Below are 21,342 nucleotides of genomic sequence, written 5' to 3'. Positions count from 1 at the left end.
TCGCAGGACGCTGACGTGATGAGATCGATCTATGTCGAAGTGGGGCGTGCGTGCGAAGGTGCTGGGCCTGTGCAGCGAGGCGATGGCTGCCTGGGCGGTGGCGCTGGTGGCGTTGGTGGCCGGCGTGCTGCTTTCGGCTGCCTTGGCGCTGGCCGCGCAGGCGTTCTACAAGCAGCAGTTGCGCCAGCGGTTCGAGCTGCTGGCCAGCGAACGTCATAGCCGCATCGCCGAGCGTTTCGACGACCAGGAGCAACGCCTGGATGGTTTGCGGCGCTTCTTTACCTACTCCAACGACATCACCCCGAACGAATTCGATGGCTATGCGCGGCCCTTGCTGCAGCGGACCCAGGCCTATTCCTGGGCGCCGCGGGTCGAGGCCGGGCAGCGACGCGAGTTCGAGCGCCAGGCCAGTGCCTGGTTGCGGCAGGATTACCTGATTCGCGAACTGGATGGCGCAGGAAACTGGCACCCTTCGCCACGGCGTGACCACTACTACCCGGTGCTCTACACCCAGGCCGACACCTTGCAGGGGCAACCCTACGGGCTCGACCTGCGTAGCCAGCCGGCCCGCGAGCAGACGTTGGCGCGGGCACTGCAGCCAGGCAGCATGGCGGTTTCCGAGCCGCTGGACATGCTCAGCGTCGCTCCTGGCTTTGGCCGTGGGCTGCTGATGGTGGCACCGGTGTTCTCTGACGAACGGCCGGCTGAGCCGCCAGCGGGTTTTGTCATGGCCTTGCTGAACATGCGCCAGTTGATCACCGAAGGCCTGCCTGTCGCTGCGGATGACAATCTGGTGGTGCGCATCATCGACCCGAGCGGGCGCGATGGCCATGAAGTGCTGTTCGATTCGCAGAACCCGGTGGCGGCATTGGCCTTGGGCAGCACGCAGCTGCTGCACCTTGCCGACCACCATTTCCAGCTCGACATTCGTCCGAGCCAGGCATTTCTGCAAGCCAACCAGTCTGCCGCTGCTTTGACCGTGGGGCTGCTCGGCGGCTTGCTGAGCCTGCTGCTGAGCGCCTTGCTCTACAACCTTTTCAGCCAGCGTCAGCGTGCCTTGACCCTGGTCGAGCAGCGCACGGTGGCGCTGCGGGTCAGCGAGCAGTCGTTGCGCGATACTCACAATCAGTTGCGCAGCGTTCTGAATGCCGCAACCCAGGTGGCCATCATCGCGACCAGCCTCAAAGGCGAAGTCAGCACTTTCAACGCCGGTGCCGAACGCATGCTGGGTTATTCGGCCATTGAAGCCATCGGGCACCTGCAGCTGGAAGATCTGGTGATGCCAGAAGAGCTCAACCAGCGCGCCCATGCCTTGAGCCTGCGCTATGGGCGGCACATCGCCGGTGGCCAGGCGATGTTCGCCGAGACCATCCAGGACAGTGGTGGCGAGCCGGGCGAGTGGACTTTGGTGCGCAAGGATGGCAGCCATTTGCTGGCCAACATGCTGGTGACTGCCGTACTCGATGAGCAGGGGCTATGGGTTGGCTACCTGGCGATCTGCATCGATGTCACCGAGCGGCGGCGAGTGCACGAGGCCTTGGCCCTGCGTGATCGCTTGCTGGAGAAACTCAGCGCGGAAGTGCCCGGCGGAATCTATCAGTACCGGCTGGATGCCGATGGTCACTCATGCTTTCCGTATGCCAGCCAGGGCTTGTTCGACATCTACGAGGTCGATCTGCAGTTGTTGCGCGAGGATGCCACGGCGGTATTCGAGCGCATTCATCCCGATGACCTTGAGCGCGTGCGCCGTTCGGTGCGTTATTCCGCCGAACACCTTTCGCCGTGGCGTGAAGAGTACCGGGTGTGCCTGCCGCGTGCCGGGTTGCGCTGGGTGCGCGGCGAAGCGACGCCCGAGCCTGGCGAAGAGGGTTGCACGCTGTGGCATGGCTACCTCACCGATATCTCCGACCTCAAAGGGGTCGAGGAAGAGTTGCGTGCATTGTCGGTGACCGATGCGCTGACCGGTATTCATAACCGCCGTTATTTCCAGGAGCGGCTCAAGGTCGAACTGGACCGCGCCCAGCGTGATGGGCTGGATCTGGCGGTGATCATGCTCGACATCGACCATTTCAAACGGATCAACGATCAATACGGCCATGCCGTGGGTGACCATGTGTTGCGCAGCCTGTGCCAACGGATCAGTCAGCGTTTGCGCCGCACCGATGTGTTCTGTCGGTTGGGTGGGGAAGAGTTCATGGTGCTGTGCCCGGGCAGCAATGCCGAGCAGGCACGGATGTTGGCCATTGAGCTGTGGCATGGGGTGCGCAGCGTGCCGGTGGAAGGAGTGGGCAAGGTGACCGCGAGCTTTGGTGTGGCCGGATGGCGGCTGGGGGAGGGGGCGGATGCCTTGCTGCTGCGCGCGGATGCCGGGGTGTATGCGGCCAAGCAGGCTGGCCGAGACAGGGTCGAGGCAGAGTTGACCTGACCTTTCTTCTTGGTCTGTGCCGGCCCTTTCGCGGGTAAACCCGCTCCCACAGGTCAACCACTGCCCTTGAGAGTGGTGCTGTCCCTGTGGGAGCGGGTTTTACCCGCGAAGAGGCCAGTACAGGCTACAGCCGTATCAAGGCGCCGCAGCGGTCGCGCTGTTGTTCAGTTTCGGCTGGCGATACAGGTCGAGCAGCACCTGGTCAAGTACTTGCGAGGCTCCCCACGGCTTCGGATCGTTGAGGATCGCCGCCACCGCCCAAGTGTTGCCGTTGCTGTCACGGCTAAAGCCGGCGATCGCCCGCACGGTGTTCAGGGTGCCGGTCTTGATGTGCCCTTCACCGGTCATGGCGGTGCGCTTGAGGCGTTTACGCATGGTGCCGTCCATGCCCACCAGCGGCATCGAGCTGATGAACTCGGCCGAGTAGGGGCTGTTCCACGCGGCCTGCAGCAGTGCCGCCATCTCGCGGGTGCTGACCCGCTCGGCGCGCGACAGGCCGGAGCCGTTCTCCATCACCAGGTGCGGCGCGGTGATGCCTTTCTTCGCCAGCCACTGACGCACTACGCGCTGCGCTGCGCGTGCGTCGTCGCCATCGGCGTCGGTGCGGAACTGTGCACCCAGGCTCAGGAACAGCTGCTGGGCCATGGTGTTGTTACTGTATTTGTTGATGTCGCGGATCACTTCTACCAGGTCGGGCGAGAAGGCCCGGGCCAGCAGGCGTGCGCTCTTCGGCACATTTTCGAAGCGGTCACGGCCCTGGATGCTGCCACCCAGTTCGTTCCAGATCGCCCGCACGGCGCCGGCGGCGTAGGTCGGGTGGTCAAGCAGTGACAGGTAAGTCTGCGAGTTGCAACCATCACCCAGTTGGCCGGTGACGGTCACGCTGATACCGTCGGCCTGCGGCACGGGGTTATAGCGAACGTCGCCGCTGCATTGCTTGGAGGCTACGGCCTTGACCTGGTTATCGATGTGGATGCTGGCGATCGGAGGTTCGACGGCAACGGTCACCTTGCCGCCGTCGTTGCGGGCAACAAAGCGCAAGGCCTTGAGGTTGATCATCAGCGAGTCGGGCTTGACCAGGAACGGCTTGTTGACGTCCCCGCCGTCATCATCGAACTGTGGCAGGTTGGGTTGCACGAAGTGGCTACGGTCCAGCACCAGGTCGCCGGTAACAGTGCGTACGCCATTGGCGCGCAGGTCACGCATCAGCAGCCAGAGCTTCTCCATGTTCAGTTTGGGGTCGCCGCCGCCCTTGAGGTACAGGTTGCCATTGAGCACGCCGTTGCTCAGGGTGCCATCGGTGTAGAACTCGGTTTTCCACTGGAAGGTCGGGCCGAGCAGTTCAAGGGCGGCGTAGGTGGTGACCAGCTTCATGGTCGAAGCCGGGTTGACCGACACATCGGCGTTGAACACGGTGGCCGATCCGGGCCCGTTCAGCGGCAGCATGACCAGCGACAGGGCGCTGTCCTGCAGCTTGTTGGCCTTGAGCGCCTGCTGGACTTTCGGCGGCAGGGTGGTATTGACGGCAGCAGCCTGGCTGGGCAATGCGAGTGGCAACAGCAGGCCGGCGAGAACGAGGGGGCGGAGCTTTTTGATCATATGGATTAAGTACCCTGCGGACGAGGGAAAATGACAATGGGGCTGTAAGAGATGATCACCCCAGGAAATATAGAGCGCATTATGCCCCAAGCGCAGCGTTCATGCGCCACGTTCGACGGAAAAGCGCCTTTGCAGCGTGGAAACTGTTAAAGTGCCGCGCGTTATTACTCAAGAGGATTGTTTCATGGCTACCAACCGTTCCCGTCGTCTGCGCAAGAAGCTGTGCGTTGATGAATTCCAGGAGCTGGGTTTTGAACTGAACCTGGGTTTCAAGGAAGACCTGTCCGACGAAGCCATTGATGCCTTCCTCGACGCCTTCCTGGCAGAAGCCATGGATGCCAACGGCCTGGACTACGTCGGCGGCGATGATTTCGGCCTGGTCTGCCTGGCCAACCGCGGCTCGGTCAGCGAAGAGCAGCGTGCTACCGTCGAAGCCTGGCTCAAAGGCCGCAGTGAACTGACCACCATTGAAGTCAGCCCACTGCTGGACGCCTGGTATCCGGAAAAGCCGATCAACCCGGCTTCCTGATGCATGCGTGAGCGGCGCCCCGCGCGGGCGTCGCTCCGTCAAGCCCTGGTCAGTTCCCTGGCCAGCGCTTTCTCCGTTCGGCGCATATGCCGTGCCAGTACCTGCCGCTGCAGTTTGATGCAGGCTGCAGGCGACTGTTGCTCCTCCAGGGCCGCGCAGGCCTTCATCATGCCTTTTGCTTCCAGCAGCCGTGCCGCGCTGAGGATCTTGTGTGCCTGCTCGCGGATCTCAGCCGCCTGATGGACGGGATCGAGGGCCATGAGCAGCGTCAGGTCTTCTTGCAGGCTTGCGTGCACGGCAGACAGAAAGCGGTTACGGTTTTCGGGATTGTTGCCGACGATGCCGGCCAGTCCCGCAAGGTTGAACGGCGGGGCAACGACTTGCCGTAGATGGGGCGTGATTTTGGCCAGACATTGGCTGAGGGTGCGCAGGCTTATGGGCTTGAGCAGGCAATCGTCCATGCCGGCACTGAGGCACTTCTGCCTGACTTCGGGTTGAGCGTTCGCGGTGTAACCCAGAATGACGCAACGCGGGCGCCCGCTCTGGCGCTCTTCGCTACGAACGGCGGTGGCAACCTGGTAGCCGTTCATGTGCGGCATGTTGCAATCGAGCACCAGTACGTCGAACGGCGTGCGGCGCCATTTTTCCAGGCCCTCGCGACCATCGCTGGCGCTGGCATGGTTGAGCCCAAGGTAGCCCAGTTGCTGTGCCATCAGCATCAGGTTGGCAGGGTGATCGTCGATGACCAGCACGTTCAGGTCTTGAGCAGGTACTTCGACTTCTTCCACCTCCAATGCGGGTGGCACCGGGGTATCCACAAGCTCCAGCGGCATCAGCAGGCGAACCTGCGTGCCAAAGCCCGGAAGGCTCTTCATGCTCAGGTGGCCACCCATCATCTCGCACAGGCTGCGGCAGATAGCCAGGCCGAGCCCAGTGCCCGCACGGGCACCTTGGCTATGTGGATTGGCCTGGACAAACGGGTTGAACAGCCGCTGCAAATCATCGTCATGAATGCCGATGCCACTGTCACGCACTTCTAACTCCAGCGTTGGCGCTACGCTTGGGCCTTCGTCGCGCAAGCCAAGCGTGACGTGGATCTGGCCTTGCTCGGTAAACTTGATGGCATTGCTGACAAGGTTGGACAAGATCTGCTTGAAGCGCAGTGGGTCGAGCAAGCCATGGACGCGGGCGCTGGGTTCGATGCTGACTTGCAGGGCCAGGCCCTTCTGGCGGGCCTGGCCATCGAAAACGCGGCCAACCGACTCGACCAGTGCCGAGGGGTCGACTGCTTCCGGGCTCAGAGACAAGTGGCCAGACTCGATACGCACGATATCAAGGATGTCGCCGATCAGGCCAAGCAAGTCCTTGGCCGAGTGGTGGGCGACTTCCAGCGAGGTTGGGTCTACCTGCCCCTGCAGGGCGCGCCTCAGGGCCAGTTCGAGCATGCCGATAACCGCATTCATCGGCGTGCGGATCTCGTGGCTGATAGTGGCCAGGAAGGTGCTCTTGGCGCGGTTGGCGTCATCGGCCAGGCGCTTGGCCTCGCGCAGTTCCTGCACCAGCTTGCGGCGATCGCTGATATCGATCCAGCCGCCAATGATCCCTTGCACTTCACCCAGCGAATCACGATAGGGCAGGATCCAGTGGTAGATGGTGATTTCCCTTTCCTTGAGGCGCAAAGGTCGGTCGATGATCAGTGGTACGCCAGCAGCCATTACCTGCTGGTAGTCGGCCTGAATCTGACGTAAGTGCTCGGCGCCGGTGAACGGGGTTTCGTCCAGGCGCCTGCCAATCACATCTTCCAGGCGGGCCTGGACAGCTTCCAGGTAGCTGGCGTTACAACTTTGCAGGCGGCCTTCCCGGTCGCGCACGTACATCGGGTGCGGGGTGCCGTTAAGTAGCGCGCCCATGAACTCCAGCTGATCGTTAAGCGCGCGTTCGGCGCGTTGACGATGCTTGATCTGCCCGCGCAGGCGGGCGTTCCAGATCAATGCCAGCAACAGCAACAGGCCGGTGCCCACCAGCACTTGCAGGATAAGGCGGCGCCAGGCTGGCCAGCTTGCATCCTCATGAACGTCGTAGCCGCGCCAACGATTGTTGATGACACCCAGCTCTTCCGGCGAAATGCTCAGCAGGGCCTTGTCGAGGATCGTGGCAAGCGGCATGTCCTGTTCGCTGGTGGCCATGGCGAAAATGGCCGGCTCGCTGCCCACCGTGTTGCGAATGATCAGGTCGGTATTGCCGGCCAGGGTGTGGTTGGCGTCGATCAAGGGGATGATCACGGCGTCGACGGCGCCACTGTTGAGCAGCGCCACGGAATAATAGGAGCTCTCCGTCTCGATCCAGCCAACCTGTGGGAAACGGGTTGCCAGCAGGTCATCCAGGTTGCTGTAGCGGGAGATGGCAATGCGACGCCCATTGAGTTGTTCCAGCGAGCCGTACTTTTCATCACGTGCGCGGGTGACCAGCACATGCGGGCTTTCAAGGTAAGGCCGGCTCATGTGCAGGCTTTTGTCGGTGATACCGTCGCTGGCAATCGCCGCAATCATGTTCACGCGCCCGCTTTCCAGTCGCGCAAGCATGTCGGCGATGCCATTGGCCCGCTGCACCTCGAAGCGCAGGCCGGTACGCAGGCGTATCAGGTCCAACAGGTCGGCGGTTATACCGCGAAAATGGCCACTGCCATCGAAATAGGACAGTGGCGCTGCCGTTTCGTCGATGGCGACCCGCATCACCGGGTGGTTGAGCAGCCACTGTTCCTCCTCGGCTGTCAGCTGGAGTTTACGATCGCTCAGCAGCAGGTCACCGCCTGCACTCCAGCGCTTGAATATGCTGGTCCGCAAGGCGTTGGACTGGCGGTCCAGCGTTGCATTGACCAGCGTCTTGAGCTGAACGTCCTGAGTGCGCATGGCAAAACTGAAGCCGACATGCTCGTGCTGGCCGAAACTGGCCATGCGCAGGCGTGGCAGGTGCCCGCGAGTAAGCTGGTAGTGTGTGGAAATAGTGTCGCCGATGAACACGTCCGTCTGGCCAAATGCCACAGCGTTGAGGGCTTGAGTGGAAGAGCCGAATGCCAGCAATTCGGCCTTCGGGTAAGCTGCGTTGACCTTTTCCTCAGGCAGATAGTGATACAGCATGCCCAGGCGCATGCCAGCAAGGTCTCCATTGAGTGGCAGCCCTTCATCTTCCCGTGTGACCAGCACGGGTTGGTCGATGGCATAGGGGTGAGAAAGCGTAAGACCCTCGGTTGCCGCTTCGTAACCGTTGGCGCTGCCGAGCAGGTCAATGTCCCCCCGTTTGAGCGCCTCGACCGCCGCTTTCCTGTGTGGGTAGCGCATGACCTGGACCGGCAGGTTCAATGCCTTGCCGATCAGATTGGCGTATTCGGCGGTGAGCCCTTGGTAGACCTGGCCGCCGCCAGTGATGTCGAAGGGCGGGTAATCGGGCGCCGAGGTGCCCAGGATCAGGGTGCTTTTCCCTTGCAGCCATTGACGCTGTTGTTCCGTCAAGCGCGGGCTCAGCGGTTGGTTCGAAGAGCGGGCCAGCAGCGTATAGGGCACGACTTCATGGGATGAGGCCTGCGCCAGGTCGCAGGCCAGCGCCAGGATGAACCCCAGGCAGGCGATCAATTGCACCATCAGCACCTCAGACCAGCGCGTTGCGTTTGGCCATTTCGATCAGGTCGACCAGGGAGTTGGCATGCAGTTTCTGCATGAGTCGCTTCTTGTAGGTACTGACCGTCTTGTTGCTGAGGAACATGCCCTTGGCTATTTCCTGATTGCTGCGACCTTGGGCAAAAAGTTGCAGAACCATCAGTTCTCGATCATTAACCAGTCGGAAAAGTCGCAAATCGGAGTCCGCTGTTTCGTGGTTGGTGTGAATGGCTTGGCTGGGGAAATAGTTGTATCCGGCGATTACAGCCTTGATCGCGCTGAGCAGTTCATTAAGATCTTCCTGTTTGCACACATAACCCGCTGCACCTGAGTGCATGCAGCGAACGGCGAACAGCGCCGGAGATTGCGCGGTGAGGATCAGCACTTTCAGCGGCAGGGCCATGGCCTGGAAGCGCGACAGTACCTCCAGGCCGTCTAGCCTGGGGATGCTTATGTCCAGAATCACCAGGTCAGGCTGGGTTTCACGAATCATCTGCATGGCATCCACGCCGTTGTCAGATTCGCCCACAACCTTGTAATTCTGGTTTTCAAGCAGCATGCGGACAGCAAGGCGAATGACAGGATGGTCATCGACAATAAATACAGTATTCATGTTCAAGTTCCCTGCGGCGGATGACGGAGGCAGGTGGCACCTTACCCCAGTTGCAAGTCATCGGGGATGCGCGGCATGGAGATTCGCAATATATGGGAAACGGCTTACAGCCGAGTACATATTGAGCTACGAAGTGTAAGAATTTACATCGTTGTCAACGGTGTTTGGGCAAATTACCGGCTGCCTGTTTAGTGGGTGTTTAAAAGGTGGCAGCGCTTGTAGGAAGTTTCTGATGGCAATCAGCGTCGCTCGGTAGCGCACTGGGCGACGCTGCTTTTTTTCAGGTTGGGCTTGAGCGCCCGGTCATTTCCCGAGCCATCTCGCTGGCATAGCTGTCGGTCATGCCGGCGATGAAGTCGATCATGCGCAGGAATGCCTTGTGCAGAGAGTCGTGCGGGTGGGGAGCGTTGTTACCGATCAGGTCGAGCACGCGGCGGCTCTTGAACGAGGGGCTACGCCCGCCGTGCTGTTCCAGGGCGGCACCGCAGAACGTATTGAGGAGAATTTCCAGCGTGGTGTAGGCGCCGATCTCATGCAGCGTCTTGCGTTTGTCCTGGAAAATCTTGTTACGCGCCATGTCCTTGGCTTGCAGTACGCAGCGCTTGGCCGGGCCGTGCATGTGCTCGACCAAGTCGCCGCTCAGGCGCCCGGCCAGCAGTGCCTGCTGCTGCTCGACGAAGGCTTGGGCAGCGGCGTTGGTCAGGTGCTCGATGGCCTTGCCACGCAGAATGGCCAGTTTGCGTCTGCGCGAGTCGTCAGGGCCAAGCTGGCGATAGGTTTCCGGCAAGTCGTCACCCACCAGGTCGAGCAACAGCGCCTCGACTTCGGCGTAGTGCAGCAACTCCATCTCCAGGCCGTCTTCCAGGTCGATCAGGGCGTAGCAGATGTCATCTGCTGCCTCCATCAGGTAGACCAGCGGGTGGCGTGCCCAGCGCTGTTCTTCGAGCTGCGGCAGGCCGAGCTTGCGGGCGATCTGCTCAAGCAGCGGCAGTTCGCTCTGGTAGCAGCCGAACTTGTGCTTCTTGTAGCCCAGGGCGTCTGCATGCCGGGAGGTCCAAGGATATTTGAGGTAGGTACCAAGGGTGGCGTACGTGAGCCGGGTGCCGCCATCGAACTGGTGATACTCGAGCTGAGTGAGTACGCGGAAGCCTTGGGCGTTGCCTTCGAAGTTGAGGAAGTCGGCGCGCTCGTCGTCGCTCATGTCGTCCAGCCAGCCACGCCCGGCGGCCTGCTGGAACCAATGGCGAATGGCATCTTCACCGGAGTGGCCAAACGGGGGGTTGCCAATGTCGTGAGCCAGGCAGGCCGACTGCACGATCATGCCCAGATCGCTGGGTTCGCACCAGTCGGGCAGGCTGCTGCGCAGTGTTTCGCCGACACGCATGCCCAGTGAGCGGCCAACGCAGCTGACCTCCAGGGAATGGGTCAGGCGCGTGTGGATATGGTCGTTGCTGGAAACGGGATGGACCTGAGTCTTGCGACCGAGGCGACGAAAGGCCCCTGAGAAGATGATCCGGTCATGGTCTTTGTGGAAAGGGCTGCGGCCCAGTTCTTCGGCGCTGTAGAGGGCTTTGCCGAGGCGTTCGCGGGTGAGCAGGGTGTGCCAGTCCAAGGCGCGGTCTCCTGTCGATCGAAGGGTATAGCTTCCTGTGTCGTGAGCAGGCGTGCAAGGGGCAGAGCGAGACCGGCCCTGTGGGATCAGGGCCGGCCAGGGCACTCAAGGGCGCCGGTTACCTTGCAGGAACAGGCGTACCAGCGGCAGCAGGCTGGTTCCCAGCCGAACCAGGCGGCTCAGGTTGCCGCTGCGCACCCCTTTGCCGGTCAGAAAGCCCAGCGCCACGACGGCGCCGATTCCCCACAACGGTGCGTGCTTGAAGCCCAATCCGTCATGCAGCGAGCTGCCCATACCGCGCAGGCGCTGCAGAGGTTGCAGCATTTGCCCGGACTCATGGCGGATTTGCTGGCGGTGCATTTCCATGCGCAGGCGCAACAGCGCCTTGCGCAATTCCCGCGGGTTACGGGTGTTCGGTAGTTCAGGCAGGCTCATGGCAACAGGCGCTCCCGATCCTTGGCCAGTTCTTCGAGGGTCGAACCAAACGGTGAAGACTCATCGAACACTGCAGCTTTCAGGCGCAGGCCGCAATACAATGCCGCCAAGCCATAGAAGACGCAAAGGCCGATGATGCCCGCCAGCCTATAGCTGTCCCACAGCAATACCAGAAGCAAGCCGGACAAGGCCGTGAGCAGCAGCAACGCGAACACCAATGCCAGCCCTGCAAACAGCAACAGGCTCAGGGTGCGGGCTTTTTGTTCCTGCAGTTCGATACCGAACAGTTCGATGTGGCTGTGCAGCAGCCCTAGCAGCGCCGCGCCCAGGCGTCTGCCCGAGGCGCTGGTGCCTATGCTGTCATTCTCCATGGGGGCTCCTCAGCGCCGATTGGCCAGCAGGCCGATCAACAAGCCGACGCCTGCTGCGATACCAATGGCCTGCCAAGGGTTTTCCTGGACGTACTGCTCGGCGCTGCCGAGGGCTGCCTGGCCGTGCTCGCGCATCGAGTCCTGGGTCAACTGCAGGGTTTCGCGGGCCTGGGTCAGGCGGTCGTGAATCTGCTCGCGTAACTCGTCGGCCTGATCGCCAGCCAGATTGGCGGTATCGGCCAGCAATTTTTCGGTATCGCGGACCAAGGCCTGGAAGTCAGCCATCAATATCTCTTGTGCAGTCTTTGCCGATTTGCTGGCCATGGGGCTCTCCCTGTGTAGGTGTGCAGGTATGTAGGTCATTCGAGTAACCGCGTGCGTGGAAGGTTCACTGGCGGCGCTGGTATGGGCCTTGCTACTGAAATTTGCCACAACGCGGGGCGTCACCCGGAGCGGTGCGCCGAAGCAGGGCGTCGCCCCCGGCGGATACCGATAAACCTTAACCTAATCCACGACAAACCCAAGAAAAAACCACGCAGGCTGCGCCCGCTTCGGCACACGAGGGCAAAAGCTGGCACCGATTCGGTGCAGGGATGCAGGTTCTTGAACTGTCCTGGTGCTTTTTTGCAGGTCTGCCACTTCAATGGAAAACATGCACAGCGCGATGGACTCTCTGGTCCACGGCTCCAACACCCTGTTCATTCTCATGGGCGCCATTCTGGTGCTTGCCATGCACGCCGGCTTCGCTTTTCTCGAAGTGGGCACCGTGCGCCACAAGAATCAGGTCAACGCGTTGTCGAAGATCCTCAGCGATTTCGCCGTCTCCGCGCTGGTGTACTTCTTTGTCGGCTACTGGATCGCCTATGGCGTGAACTTCCTGCAACCTGCATCGCAACTGGCTGCCGACCACGGCTATGCGCTGGTCAAATGCTTCTTCCTGCTGACTTTCGCGGCGGCGATTCCCGCGATCATTTCCGGCGGTATCGCCGAGCGTGCGCGGTTCGCGCCGCAGCTGTGCGCGACGGCGTTGATCGTGGCGTTCATCTACCCGTTCTTCGAGGGCGTGGTGTGGAATGGCAATTTTGGCCTGCAGACCTGGTTGCAGGCCCGCTTCGGTGCGCCGTTCCATGATTTTGCAGGCTCCGTGGTGGTGCATGCCATGGGCGGCTGGCTGGCGCTGGCGGCAGTGCTGCTGCTGGGGGCGCGGCGCGGGCGTTATCGCGACGGCCGTCTGGTGGCCTTCGCGCCGTCGAGCATTCCGTTCCTGGCGCTGGGCTCGTGGATCCTGATCATCGGTTGGTTCGGCTTCAACGTGATGAGTGCCCAGACACTGCAAGGGGTCAGCGGCCTGGTGGCGATCAACTCGCTGATGGCCATGGTCGGCGGCACCCTGGCGGCGTTGCTCGCCGGGCGCAACGACCCGGGCTTCCTGCACAACGGGCCGCTGGCCGGCCTGGTGGCGATCTGTGCCGGCTCTGACCTCATGCACCCCATTGGTGCGCTGGCTACGGGCCTGGTTGCGGGGGTGCTGTTCGTCTGGAGTTTCACGGCCGCGCAGAACCGCTGGAAGGTCGACGATGTGCTCGGGGTCTGGCCTCTGCACGGCTTGTGCGGCCTGTGGGGGGGAATTGCCTGCGGCGTGTTTGGCCAGGCGGCACTGGGGGGGATGGGTGGTGTAAGCCTGATCAGCCAACTGCTGGGCAGCCTCGCGGGAGTACTGGTCGCGTTGATCGGTGGTTTTGCCGTTTACGGCCTGATTCGCCAACTGCATGGCCTGCGTTTGAGCCATGAGCAGGAATTCCAGGGCGCAGACCTGTCGCTGCACCGGATCGGTGCCACCAGCCAGGATTGAGCGAGGTCAGGTGCACAGAGGGCAGGACGGACCTAGAATAGGCTTCTTCCCACAGCCAAATCGAGCCTTGCCCCATGCTGCCTGAATGCCAACTCTTCGGCACCGTTGGGTGCCACTTGTGCGAAGTGGCCGAAGCCGTGCTCATGCCCTTTGTCGATCACGGCTTGCTGATCGAACTGGTCGACATCGCCGATGACGAGGCGCTCTTCGAGCGCTACGGGTTGATCATTCCTGTGCTGCGACGTGGTGATACTTCGGCCGAGCTGCATTGGCCATTCGATGCCGAACAGGTGGTGGCGTTCCTTGCCCAGTGACGTGTAGAGGGAATCCTCACCCTCCTGCATGCCCCGGGCGGTGCAAGCGATGATGATGAGCCGATGAAGCGTCATCGGTCCAATTGCATTGTCATCGAGATACTCACCATGTACATCACGCCACACTTTACCCTGGCCGAAATGACCGCTTCGCAAACTGCCGCGAGAGAAGGGTTGGACAACACCCCTTCGCTTGCGGTGATGAGTAATCTGCGCTTGCTTTGCCTGGCGCTCGAGCAAGTGCGAGCGCTGTTTGACAGTCCCATCATCGTCAGCAGCGGATACCGTAGCTCGGCGGTGAATACGCGCATTGGCGGGGCGAGCAACAGCCAGCATGTCAGGGGCCTGGCTGCTGATTTCACGGTTGTGGATATAGACAGCCGTGAAGTGGTTCGGCGGGTGAGCGAAAGTGCCGTGGCGTTCGACCAGTTGATCCTGGAGTTCGACAGCTGGGTTCACCTTTCGGTATCGGTGGCCGTTCCGCGCCGTGAGGTGCTGACCATTCGCAAGGGTACTGGCTATCTGCCTGGCTTGCAGTGACGTTGGGTTTGATTGACGACGCTGTGTCACTCTCCGTATGCTGTATATAAATACAGTATCGAGGTTAACCCATGCTCAACGTCGAGCAACTCAAGTACAGCGTCAACCGTATGCCGGTGGAGCGGGTGTACGACGCCGTATTGGAATTGCGCCTCGAGGGCCTGGTCACCGATGACCGCACGCCATTCGGCAAGGTGCATTTCAATACCTGTTTTGCAGAGATCGAGGCCTTGTTCCAGCGCGCCGGCTACCACCGGGGGCTGGATGTGGTGGGTTATCAGGGGCTGGTCTACGCGCTTTATGACCCCGGGCGTTGGGAGGCCGTGCAGGTGCTGCGCTGGCTGAAGGCACACAGTGAAGGGCGGGTCGAGGCTGGTTGAGGCGCCAGGCTTGAGGGATAATGTGCGGCTTTGAATGCTCGAGCCTTGCCATGACCACGCCTTTCGACCCTGCCCACCAGCAAGCCAGCACGGTCTGCCTGCCGCCCGGCAACTGGGCCACGGTGCTCGATTGCCTGTGCGACCATTTCAAGGCCATCGGGCGCGCGCAGTGGCTAGACCGCTTCGCTCGAGGCCGGGTGCTCGATGCTGAGGGCAGGGCGATTGCCGCTGACTTGCCCTACCGTCGCGGCATGCGCCTGCACTACTTTCGCGAGGTGCCCAACGAGCGGCCAATTCCGGTCGAGGAAACCATCCTGCATGTGGATGAGCACCTGGTGGTGGCCGACAAGCCGCACTTTCTGCCAGTCACACCTACCGGTGAATACGTCGAGCACACCCTGCTGCGCCGCCTGATCCGGCGCCTGGATAACCCTCATCTGGTGCCGTTGCACCGCATCGACCGGCACACGGCCGGGCTGGTGCTGTTTTCCGCCAATCCACAGACGCGCAGCGCCTATCAGCGGTTGTTCCCGGAGCGTCGTATCGACAAGCGCTATCAAGCCATCGCTGCCGCCATGCCGCAGCATGCATTCCCTTTGGTGCACAAAAGCCGGTTGGTGCATGGCGAACCGTTCTTTCGCATGCAGGAAATAGCAGGGGAGGCCAACAGCGAGACGCTTGCCGAAGTGCTGGAGAAGAATGGCGAGTTCTGGCGCTACGGACTGTCGCCGGTAACGGGGAAGACCCATCAGTTGCGTGTGCACATGGCGGCGTTGGGGGCGGGGATCTGCAATGACCCGTTCTACCCGCAGTTGCTCAAGGAGGAAGACGACTATCAGCGGCCGTTGAAGCTGCTGGCGCAGAGCTTGCGCTTTGCCGATCCGTTGACCGGCGAGCAACGCTACTTCGAGAGCCAGCTGGCGCTGGACTGGTAAGGCACCTGCGCACAGGGCTGTGTAGGAGCGCCCCGGCAAGGCCGCTCCTACAGATACCCCGTAGGCACGGGTCTTAGCGGTTGAACCGCTCCACCAGCGAATACTGGCTGCCGGCAGTGGTGGTGAGCTCTTCGCTGAGCTGCGCCGAGTGCTGCGCCTGCTCGGCCGTCTGATCGGCCAGTTCGGCGATGGTGCTGATATTGCGGCTGATCTCGTCGGCCACCGCGGTCTGCTCTTCGGTTGCGGCGGCAATCTGGGTCGCCATGTCGGTGATGTTGGCCACTGCCTCACTGATCCCGACCAGCGCCTGGTCGGCCTGCATCACACGGTCCACGCCTTCCTGGGCCTGGCGGTGGCCGGTTTCCATGGTCAGCACGGCATTGTTGGCCGTCTGTTGCAGTTTGGCGATCAGGCCGTGGATCTGCCCGGTCGATTCGGCGGTGCGTTGGGCCAGCTGGCGTACCTCGTCGGCGACCACGGCAAAACCACGGCCCATCTCGCCGGCACGGGCCGCTTCGATGGCAGCGTTGAGCGCCAGCAGGTTGGTCTGGTCGGCGATGCCCTTGATCACATCGACCACACCACCGATTTCGTCGCTGTCCTTGGCCAGCTGGGTCACGGTCTGGCCGGTTTCGCCCACGGCTGTCGACAGGCGCTCGATGGCATCGCGGGTTTCACCCGCGATCTGCCGGCCCTGGCTGGTCAGGCGGTTGGCTTCCTGGGTCGCATCAGCGGTGCGTTGCACGTGGTTGGCAACTTCCTGGGTGGTGGCAGCCATCTGGTTGACGGCGGCGGCGACTTGTTCGGTCTCCACGCGTTGCCGCTCCAGGCCAGAGGAACTCTTGTGCGCCAGGGCATCGGACTGACGTGCCTGGTCGCTGAGGTGCTCGGCGCTGTCCTGCAGGCGGGTCAGGCAGGTCTTCATGCGCGCGTCCTGGCTGAGCATGGCCATCTCCAGGCGTGCCTGCACGCCACGGCTGTCGGTGTACATCTGCGCGATCAGCGGGTCGGAGGTGGCTTGTTCGGCCAGGCGCAGCAGGCGTTTCAGGCCACGTTGCTGCCAGCTCAGGCCGAGCAGGCCGAGCGGGACTGACAGGCCGGCGGCCAGCGCGAAACCCCAGGAGTGGCCGAGCCAGTTGCCAATCAGGAAACCGACTTGGCTGACCAGGATGAACGGCAGCCAGTCCTGCAGCACCGGCAACCAGCGATCACGCTGCGGGATGGCGGTCTTGCCGCCATTGATGCGCTGGTACAGGGCTTCGGCGCGTCGGATCTGCTCGGCGGTAGGCTTGACCCGCACCGACTCGAAACCGACGACCTGGTTGTTCTCGAAAATCGGTGTGACGTAGGCATTCACCCAGTAGTGGTCGCCGGATTTGCAGCGGTTCTTGACGATGCCCATCCACGGCAAGCCCTGCTTGAGGGTTTGCCACATGTGGGCAAACACCGCAGGCGGCACGTCGGGGTGGCGGACCAGGTTGTGGGGTGCGCCAATCAGCTCTTCGCGGGTGAAACCGCTGATCTCGACGAATGCATCGTTGCAGTAGGTGATCACACCTTTGGCATTGGTGGTGGAGATCAACCGTTGTTGGGCAGGGAAAGTCCGTTCCCTCTGGGTAATCGGCTGGTTGTTACGCATGAGCTGAAATCGTCCGCAAGGCTTTCGACAGATATCGGCAAGCCACTGGTTTTATTGAATGGATATTTAATTTACTTGATCTGGGGCAATTGGCCAGTACTGCGGATGCAGTAAAGGCAGCCGAGCTTCAGTGCTGAGAAAGCTGCCTGATTGCCCACGTTCATGACTATTTGGTGACAGTTAGGGCCAATGATGACTGAGCGGCCACTAAAGTGCCACTGGCAAATGGCAGACTTTTCTTGTGGTAATGCGCATCGAACGCCGCAGGCGCGGCGCTCGATGCAACAGGCGCAGAACGTGCAGAGGTGGTCAGTTGCGAATCATCTGCCGCAGCACATAGTGCAGAATCCCGCCTGATTTGAAGTATTCCACTTCGTTGAGCGTATCGATCCGGCACAGCACCTCGATCTGCTGCTGTTGCCCGTCCTCGCGGGTGATGCGCAGCGTCAGGTTCATGCCCGGTTTGATCTGCGCGCCACCGAGCCCCAGCAGGTCGATCTGTTCCTTGCCGGTCAGCCCCAGTTGCTTGCGATCCTGCCCGGCCTTGAACTGCAGCGGCAGCACGCCCATGCCCACCAGATTGGAGCGGTGGATGCGTTCGAAACTTTCTGCCAGCACCGCCTTGACCCCCAGCAGGTTGGTGCCTTTGGCCGCCCAGTCGCGGCTGGAGCCGGTGCCATACTCCTGGCCGGCGACCACCACCAACGGCGTACCTTCGGCCTGATAGCGCATGGCGGCGTCATAGATCGACAGCTTTTCGCCCGTGGGTACGTAAAGCGTATTACCGCCTTCCTCGCCGCCCAGCATCTCGTTGCGGATGCGGATATTGGCGAAGGTGCCGCGCATCATCACCTCGTGGTTGCCGCGCCGCGAACCGTAAGAGTTGAAGTCCCGTGGTTCCACGCCCTTGCTGCGCAAGTAGCGCCCGGCCGGGCTGTCGGCCTTGATGTTGCCGGCCGGGGAGATGTGGTCGGTGGTCACCGAGTCGCCAAGCAGGGCGAGGATGCGTGCACCCTGGATGTCCGTGATCTCGGGCAGCGGCCCGCCGATGTCATCGAAGAACGGTGGGTGCTGAATGTAGGTGGAATCGTCCTGCCAAACATAGGTTGCCGCCTGCGGTACCTCGATGGCCTGCCATTGCGCATCGCCGGCGAAGACTTCGGCGTATTCCTTGTGGAACATGGCCGTGTCGACTTTGGCGACGGCTTCGGCAATCTCCTGCTGGGTGGGCCAGATGTCGCGCAGGTACACCGGTTGGCCGTCCTTGCCAGTGCCCAGTGCATCTTTGGTCAGGTCCACACGCACGCTGCCGGCCAGGGCGTAGGCTACCACCAGCGGTGGCGAGGCCAGCCAGTTGGTCTTGACCAGCGGGTGCACGCGGCCTTCGAAGTTGCGGTTGCCCGAAAGCACCGAGGCGACGGTGAGGTCGGCGTTGCTGATGGCTTTTTCAACGGCTTCATCCAGTGGACCGGAGTTGCCGATGCAGGTGGTGCAGCCGTAGCCGACGAGGTCGAAGCCGAGCTGATCGAGGTAGGGGGTAAGCCCGGCGGCGTTGTAGTAGTCGGTGACCACCTTGGAGCCGGGTGCCAGCGAGCTCTTGACCCACGGCTTGCGCTGCAGGCCTTTTTCCACAGCCTTCTTCGCCACCAGGCCGGCCGCCATCATCACGCTGGGGTTGGACGTGTTGGTGCAGGAGGTGATTGCGGCGATCACCACGGCGCCATGGCGCAAGGTATGTGTCTGGCCGCCGTGGCTGTAGTCGATCTCGCCAGCCTGGTCGGCATTGCCCACCGCCACGCCGCCACCGCCTTCGCTTTCCAGACGGCCGACTTCCTTGGCCAGCACCTTGGGCTGCTGTTCGATGAAGTGGTTGAATGCCTGGCTGACCTGGCCCAGCGCAACTCTGTCCTGGGGCCGCTTGGGCCCGGCCAGGCTGGCTTCGACCTCGGCCATGTCCAGCGCGAGGGTGTCGCTGAACAACGGTTCCTGACCCGGTAGGCGCCACAGCCCTTGGGCCTTGCAGTACTGTTCGACCAATTGCACCGCTTCACTTGGGCGGCCGGACAGGCGCAGGTACTCGAGGGTGACCTCGTCGACCGGGAAGAAGCCACAGGTGGCGCCATACTCCGGCGCCATGTTGGCGATGGTTGCACGGTCGGCCAACGGCAGGTCGGCCAGGCCGTCGCCGTAGAATTCGACGAATTTGCCCACCACGCCTTTCTTGCGCAGCATTTGCGTGACGGTCAGCACCAGGTCGGTGGCGGTGATCCCTTCGCGCAGCTTGCCGGTGAGCTTGAAGCCGATCACTTCCGGGATCAGCATCGACACCGGCTGGCCGAGCATGGCCGCTTCTGCCTCGATGCCGCCCACGCCCCAGCCGAGCACGCCAAGGCCGTTGATCATGGTGGTGTGCGAGTCGGTGCCAACCAGGGTGTCGGGGAAGGCGTAGGTGCGACCGTCTGCTTCGCGGGTCCATACCGTGCGCCCGAGGTACTCCAGGTTGACCTGGTGGCAGATGCCGGTGCCCGGCGGCACCACGCGGAAGTTGTCGAATGCGCTCTGGCCCCAGCGCAAGAATGCGTAGCGCTCGCCATTGCGCTGCATCTCGATGTCGACGTTCTGGGTGAAGGCCTGCGGCGTGGCGTAACGGTCGACCATCACCGAGTGGTCGATCACCAAGTCAACCGGCGACAGTGGGTTGATTCGCTGCGGGTCGCCGCCGGCTTTGGCCATGGCCGCGCGCATTGCCGCGAGGTCGACCACTGCTGGCACGCCAGTGAAATCCTGCATCAATACGCGCGCCGGGCGATACTGGATCTCGCGGTCGGAGCGGCGTTCCTGCAGCCAGCTGGCGAGGGCGCGCAGGTCATCGGTACCGACGGTCTCGCCGTCTTCCCAGCGCAGCAGGTTTTCCAGCAGTACCTTGAGCGACATGGGCAGGCGCTGCAGGTCGCCGAGCTGCTGGCCGGCTTCGGCAAGGCTGTAGTAATGATAGGTGCGGTCAGCCACCTGGAGAGTCTTGAGGGTGTTCAGGCTATCGAGCGAGGGCATTGCCAACTCCTTTTGCGGCGGGGCCCGGCATTGCTGGTTGAGGCCGGTGCCACCGCGCTGTTTCGGTCCGCACGGCACGGACCTGGCTGAATGGTCAGGTTAGCTCCGTTTGGTGCCCCTGACTCTTTTCTGGACCGGCGGGGCATGTCGCAGGTTCCGAACTTCCTTTATCATCGCCGCCCTGCCGGCGCCCGTGGTGCGCCCGCCGTAGTGGAGTGAGAGATGAATACCCTGTTCATGCATTGCCGGCCCGGTTTCGAGGGTGAGGTCTGCGCCGAGATCAGCGAACATGCCGCCCAGCTGGGTGTGGCCGGTTATGCCAAGGGCAAGCCGCAGAGCGCTTGTGCCGAGTTCGTCTGTGCCGAGGCCGAAGGGGCCGAGCGCCTGATGGCCCAGCTGCGCTTCGCGCAACTGATCTTCCCGCGCCAGTGGGCCCGTGGCACGTATATCGAGCTGCCAGAGTCCGACCGCATCAGCGTGCTGTTGGCGCATCTGGCAGAGCTGGGGAGAGGCTTCGGCAGCCTGTGGCTGGAAGTGCTGGACAGCAACGATGGCAAGGAACTGTCGACCTTCTGCCGCAAGTTCGAAGTGCCGCTGCGCAAGGCTCTGGAAAAGGCTGGCCGCCTGGTCGAAAACCCGAGCCTGCCACGCTTGTTGCTGACCTTCATCAGTGGCCGCCGGGTATTCGTCGGCGTGGCCGAGGCAAACAACAGTGCGTTGTGGCCGATGGGCATCCCGCGCCTGAAGTTTCCGCGTGAGGCGCCCAGTCGCTCGACGCTCAAGCTGGAGGAGGCCTGGCACCAGTTCATTCCGCGTGAGCAGTGGGAGCAGCGCCTGGGCGACGACATGACCGGAGTAGACCTGGGGGCTTCGCCGGGTGGCTGGACGTATCAGCTGGTACGCCGTGGCATGTTGGTTACTGCCATCGACAATGGGCCGATGGCCGAAAGCCTGATGGATACCGGGCTGGTGCAACACCTGATGGCCGATGGGTTCACCTGGCAGCCGAAGCAGCCGGTTGACTGGATGGTCTGCGATATCGTCGAGAAACCGGCACGTACCACTGCGTTGATCGAGACGTGGCTGGGTGAGGGGTTGTGCCGTGAGGCGGTGGTCAACCTGAAGTTGCCGATGAAGCAGCGCTATGCCGAGGTGCGCCGGTTGCTGGACCGCATGGAGGCGACGTTCAAGTCGCGTAAGGTCAAGGTGTCGATTGCTTGCAAGCAGCTGTATCACGACCGTGAGGAAGTGACTTGCCATCTGCGAAGGCTGGACATCAAGCCGCGCTGAATTTCGCTCGCTCTTGCTCTTGCTCTTGCTCTTGCTCTTGCTCTTGCTCTTGCTCTTGCTCTTGCTCTTGCTCTTGCTCTTGCTCTTGCTCTTGCTCTTGCTCT

The 21,342-nt window shown here is 62.1% G+C and carries 17 protein-coding genes; 8 read left to right on the top strand and 9 right to left on the bottom strand.

Translation table 11 applies throughout. From position 1 onward, the window contains the following. The first annotated feature begins 31 nt into the window (after positions 1–31). Positions 32–2,425 carry a sensor domain-containing diguanylate cyclase gene (locus H040_RS26625; RefSeq protein ID WP_027919419.1) on the top strand — a complete coding sequence of 798 codons (2,394 nt, stop codon included), beginning with the start codon at positions 32–34 and terminating at the stop codon, positions 2,423–2,425. A 135-nt stretch (positions 2,426–2,560) separates the two neighbouring features. Here H040_RS26625 and dacB read toward each other — a convergent pair whose 3' ends face one another. Next, positions 2,561–4,024: a D-alanyl-D-alanine carboxypeptidase/D-alanyl-D-alanine endopeptidase gene (dacB, locus tag H040_RS26620; RefSeq protein WP_027919420.1), complete on the bottom strand. Its 1,464-nt coding sequence runs from the start codon at positions 4,022–4,024 to the stop codon at positions 2,561–2,563. Between the two features lie 184 nt (positions 4,025–4,208). Here dacB and H040_RS26615 point away from each other — a divergent pair, with 184 nt between their 5' ends. After that, on the top strand, positions 4,209–4,553 hold the full coding sequence (locus tag H040_RS26615; protein ID WP_027919421.1) for a YggL family protein: 345 nt from the start codon (positions 4,209–4,211) through the stop codon (positions 4,551–4,553). 38 nt (positions 4,554–4,591) lie between these two features. On the opposite strand, the gene H040_RS26610 is transcribed toward H040_RS26615, so the two are convergent. The 6 genes from H040_RS26610 to H040_RS26585 form a co-directional block, all read right to left on the bottom strand. Then, positions 4,592–8,191 carry an ATP-binding protein gene (locus tag H040_RS26610; RefSeq protein ID WP_027919422.1) on the bottom strand — a complete coding sequence of 1,200 codons (3,600 nt, stop codon included), beginning with the start codon at positions 8,189–8,191 and terminating at the stop codon, positions 4,592–4,594. Positions 8,192–8,198: 7 nt separating this feature from the next. Then, positions 8,199–8,819 (bottom strand): response regulator transcription factor, encoded by a 621-nt coding sequence (locus H040_RS26605; RefSeq protein ID WP_027919423.1) that lies wholly within the window; start codon positions 8,817–8,819, stop codon positions 8,199–8,201. A 280-nt stretch (positions 8,820–9,099) separates the two neighbouring features. Next, complete coding sequence (locus H040_RS26600) at positions 9,100–10,431, bottom strand: deoxyguanosinetriphosphate triphosphohydrolase (RefSeq protein WP_027919424.1); 1,332 nt, start codon at positions 10,429–10,431, stop codon at positions 9,100–9,102. A gap of 105 nt (positions 10,432–10,536) precedes the next feature. Beyond that, positions 10,537–10,866, bottom strand: coding sequence for a hypothetical protein (locus tag H040_RS26595; RefSeq protein WP_027919425.1), 330 nt, complete (start codon positions 10,864–10,866; stop codon positions 10,537–10,539). Further along, positions 10,863–11,237 (bottom strand): phage holin family protein, encoded by a 375-nt coding sequence (locus H040_RS26590; protein WP_027919426.1) that lies wholly within the window; start codon positions 11,235–11,237, stop codon positions 10,863–10,865. Before H040_RS26590 ends, H040_RS26595 begins: the two co-directional genes overlap by 4 nt. 9 nt (positions 11,238–11,246) lie before the next feature. Further along, the gene (locus tag H040_RS26585; RefSeq protein ID WP_027919427.1) at positions 11,247–11,561 is read right to left on the bottom strand and encodes a DUF883 family protein; all 315 of its coding nucleotides are present in this window, start codon (positions 11,559–11,561) and stop codon (positions 11,247–11,249) included. A gap of 319 nt (positions 11,562–11,880) precedes the next feature. Between H040_RS26585 and H040_RS26580 the strand changes: the two genes are divergently transcribed. From H040_RS26580 to H040_RS26560, 5 genes are all read left to right on the top strand, one after another. Continuing rightward, positions 11,881–13,089: an ammonium transporter gene (locus tag H040_RS26580; protein WP_027919428.1), complete on the top strand. Its 1,209-nt coding sequence runs from the start codon at positions 11,881–11,883 to the stop codon at positions 13,087–13,089. A gap of 74 nt (positions 13,090–13,163) precedes the next feature. After that, positions 13,164–13,403: a glutaredoxin family protein gene (locus H040_RS26575; RefSeq protein ID WP_027919429.1), complete on the top strand. Its 240-nt coding sequence runs from the start codon at positions 13,164–13,166 to the stop codon at positions 13,401–13,403. A 108-nt stretch (positions 13,404–13,511) separates the two neighbouring features. After that, positions 13,512–13,943 (top strand): D-Ala-D-Ala carboxypeptidase family metallohydrolase, encoded by a 432-nt coding sequence (locus H040_RS26570; RefSeq protein ID WP_027919430.1) that lies wholly within the window; start codon positions 13,512–13,514, stop codon positions 13,941–13,943. 71 nt (positions 13,944–14,014) lie between these two features. Then, positions 14,015–14,323, top strand: a complete 309-nt coding sequence (locus H040_RS26565; protein WP_027919431.1) for a hypothetical protein — start codon at positions 14,015–14,017, stop codon at positions 14,321–14,323. 50 nt (positions 14,324–14,373) lie between these two features. Continuing rightward, entirely contained in the window at positions 14,374–15,258 is an 885-nt protein-coding gene (locus tag H040_RS26560; RefSeq protein WP_027919432.1) for a pseudouridine synthase, read from the top strand. 73 nt (positions 15,259–15,331) lie between these two features. Here H040_RS26560 and H040_RS26555 read toward each other — a convergent pair whose 3' ends face one another. Further along, positions 15,332–16,897, bottom strand: a complete 1,566-nt coding sequence (locus tag H040_RS26555; protein ID WP_027919433.1) for a methyl-accepting chemotaxis protein — start codon at positions 16,895–16,897, stop codon at positions 15,332–15,334. Positions 16,898–17,206: 309 nt separating this feature from the next. Beyond that, positions 17,207–19,948, bottom strand: a complete 2,742-nt coding sequence (acnA, locus tag H040_RS26550) for an aconitate hydratase AcnA (protein ID WP_027919434.1) — start codon at positions 19,946–19,948, stop codon at positions 17,207–17,209. A gap of 222 nt (positions 19,949–20,170) precedes the next feature. On the opposite strand from acnA, the gene rlmM reads away from it, so the two are divergent. Then, positions 20,171–21,238 carry a 23S rRNA (cytidine(2498)-2'-O)-methyltransferase RlmM gene (gene rlmM / locus H040_RS26545; protein WP_027919435.1) on the top strand — a complete coding sequence of 356 codons (1,068 nt, stop codon included), beginning with the start codon at positions 20,171–20,173 and terminating at the stop codon, positions 21,236–21,238. Positions 21,239–21,342: the final 104 nt, after the last annotated feature.

The sequence above is a fragment of the Pseudomonas sp. URMO17WK12:I7 genome (assembly GCF_003269045.1).
GTDB classification, from domain to species: domain Bacteria; phylum Pseudomonadota; class Gammaproteobacteria; order Pseudomonadales; family Pseudomonadaceae; genus Aquipseudomonas; species Aquipseudomonas putida_J.
Note: the sequence above shows the minus strand (reverse complement) of the source record. Positions and strands in the feature narration are given on the sequence as shown.